Source organism: Streptomyces sp. NPDC005774, assembly GCF_042871645.1.
GTDB lineage: Bacteria > Actinomycetota > Actinomycetes > Streptomycetales > Streptomycetaceae > Streptomyces > Streptomyces pratens.
On record NZ_JBIAIV010000127.1, the window covers coordinates 1 to 2,515 of the forward strand.

The 2,515-nt window shown below is 57.2% G+C and carries 2 rRNA genes; both read left to right on the plus strand.

The annotated features are described in order from the left end of the window. A 23S ribosomal RNA gene (locus ACFYQA_RS39380) occupies positions 1 to 2,366 on the plus strand; the annotation flags it as partial. A gap of 87 nt (positions 2,367 to 2,453) precedes the next feature. Next, positions 2,454 to 2,515, plus strand: a 5S ribosomal RNA gene (gene rrf, locus ACFYQA_RS39385); the annotation flags it as partial.

Below are 2,515 nucleotides of genomic sequence, written 5' to 3' on the forward strand. Positions count from 1 at the left end.
TCAGTAGCATGCTCAAGACCCGAAGCGGAGTGATCTAGCCATGGGCAGGTTGAAGCGGAGGTAAGACTTCGTGGAGGACCGAACCCACCAGGGTTGAAAACCTGGGGGATGACCTGTGGTTAGGGGTGAAAGGCCAATCAAACTCCGTGATAGCTGGTTCTCCCCGAAATGCATTTAGGTGCAGCGTCGCGTGTTTCTTGCCGGAGGTAGAGCACTGGATAGGCGATGGGCCCTACCGGGTTACTGACCTTAGCCAAACTCCGAATGCCGGTAAGTGAGAGCGCGGCAGTGAGACTGTGGGGGATAAGCTCCATGGTCGAGAGGGAAACAGCCCAGAGCATCGACTAAGGCCCCCAAGCGTACGCTAAGTGGAAAAGGATGTGGAGTCGCACAGACAACCAGGAGGTTGGCTTAGAAGCAGCCACCCTTGAAAGAGTGCGTAATAGCTCACTGGTCTAGTGATTCCGCGCCGACAATGTAGCGGGGCTCAAGCGTACCGCCGAAGTCGTGTCATTGCAGCACATGGGGCCAACGCCCGCTGTGATGGGTAGGGGAGCGTCGTCTGCCGGGTGAAGCCGCGCCGGAAGGCAGTGGTGGACGGTTGACGAGTGAGAATGCAGGCATGAGTAGCGATACACACGTGAGAAACGTGTGCGCCGATTGACTAAGGGTTCCTGGGTCAAGCTGATCTGCCCAGGGTAAGTCGGGACCTAAGGCGAGGCCGACAGGCGTAGTCGATGGATAACCGGTTGATATTCCGGTACCCGCTGTGAAGCGCCAGACATTGAATCAGGCGATGCTGAGCCCGTGAAGCCGTTCCGGACCCTTCGGGGAAAGGAAAGTGGTGGAGCCGGCGGACCAGACCTGTAGTAGGTGAGCGATGGGGTGACGCAGGAAGGTAGTCCAGCCCGGGCGGTGGTAGTCCCGGGGTAAGGGTGTAGCCCGTCATCCAGGTAAATCCGGATGGCAACAGGGTGAGACCCGATGCCGAGCCGATTGTGGCGAAGTGGATGATCCTATGCTGTCGAGAAAAGCCTCTAGCGAGTTTTACGGCGGCCCGTACCCTAAACCGACTCAGGTAGTCAGGTAGAGAATACCGAGGCGTTCGGGTGAACTATGGTTAAGGAACTCGGCAAAATGCCCCCGTAACTTCGGGAGAAGGGGGGCCATGTCCGGTGATGAGCCTCGCGCTCTGAGCTGGGTGTGGCCGCAGAGACCAGCGAGAAGCGACTGTTTACTAAAAACACAGGTCCGTGCGAAGCCGTAAGGCGATGTATACGGACTGACGCCTGCCCGGTGCTGGAACGTTAAGGGGACCGGTTAGTCACTCTTCGGGGTGGCGAGGCTGAGAACTTAAGCGCCAGTAAACGGCGGTGGTAACTATAACCATCCTAAGGTAGCGAAATTCCTTGTCGGGTAAGTTCCGACCTGCACGAATGGCGTAACGACTTCTCGACTGTCTCAACCATAGGCCCGGTGAAATTGCACTACGAGTAAAGATGCTCGTTTCGCGCAGCAGGACGGAAAGACCCCGGGACCTTTACTATAGTTTGATATTGGTGTTCGGTTCGGCTTGTGTAGGATAGCTGGGAGACTGTGAAGCCGCCACGCCAGTGGTGGTGGAGTCGTCGTTGAAATACCAGTCTGGTCGTGCTGGATGTCTAACCTGGGTCCGTGATCCGGATCAGGGACAGTGTCTGATGGGTAGTTTAACTGGGGCGGTTGCCTCCTAAAGAGTAACGGAGGCGCCCAAAGGTTCCCTCAGCCTGGTTGGTAATCAGGTGTTGAGTGTAAGTGCACAAGGGAGCTTGACTGTGAGACCGACGGGTCGAGCAGGGACGAAAGTCGGGACTAGTGATCCGGCGGTGGCTTGTGGAAGCGCCGTCGCTCAACGGATAAAAGGTACCCCGGGGATAACAGGCTGATCTTCCCCAAGAGTCCATATCGACGGGATGGTTTGGCACCTCGATGTCGGCTCGTCGCATCCTGGGGCTGGAGTCGGTCCCAAGGGTTGGGCTGTTCGCCCATTAAAGCGGTACGCGAGCTGGGTTTAGAACGTCGTGAGACAGTTCGGTCCCTATCCGCTGCGCGCGCAGGAGTCTTGAGAAGGGCTGTCCCTAGTACGAGAGGACCGGGACGGACGAACCTCTGGTGTGCCAGTTGTCCTGCCAAGGGCATGGCTGGTTGGCTACGTTCGGGAGGGATAACCGCTGAAAGCATCTAAGCGGGAAGCCTGCTTCGAGATGAGGACTCCCACCCACTTGATGGGGTAAGGCTCCCAGTAGACGACTGGGTTGATAGGCCGGATATGGAAGCACGGTAACGTGTGGAGTTGACCGGTACTAATAGGCCGAGGGCTTGTCCTCAGTTGCTCGCGTCCACTGTGTTGGTTCTGAAACCACGAACGACCCCACGTCTATGGCGTGGTGCGGTTGTTGTCTGTTTCATAGTGTTTCGGTGGTCATAGCGTAGGGGAAACGCCCGGTTACATTCCGAACCCGGAAGCTAAGCCTTA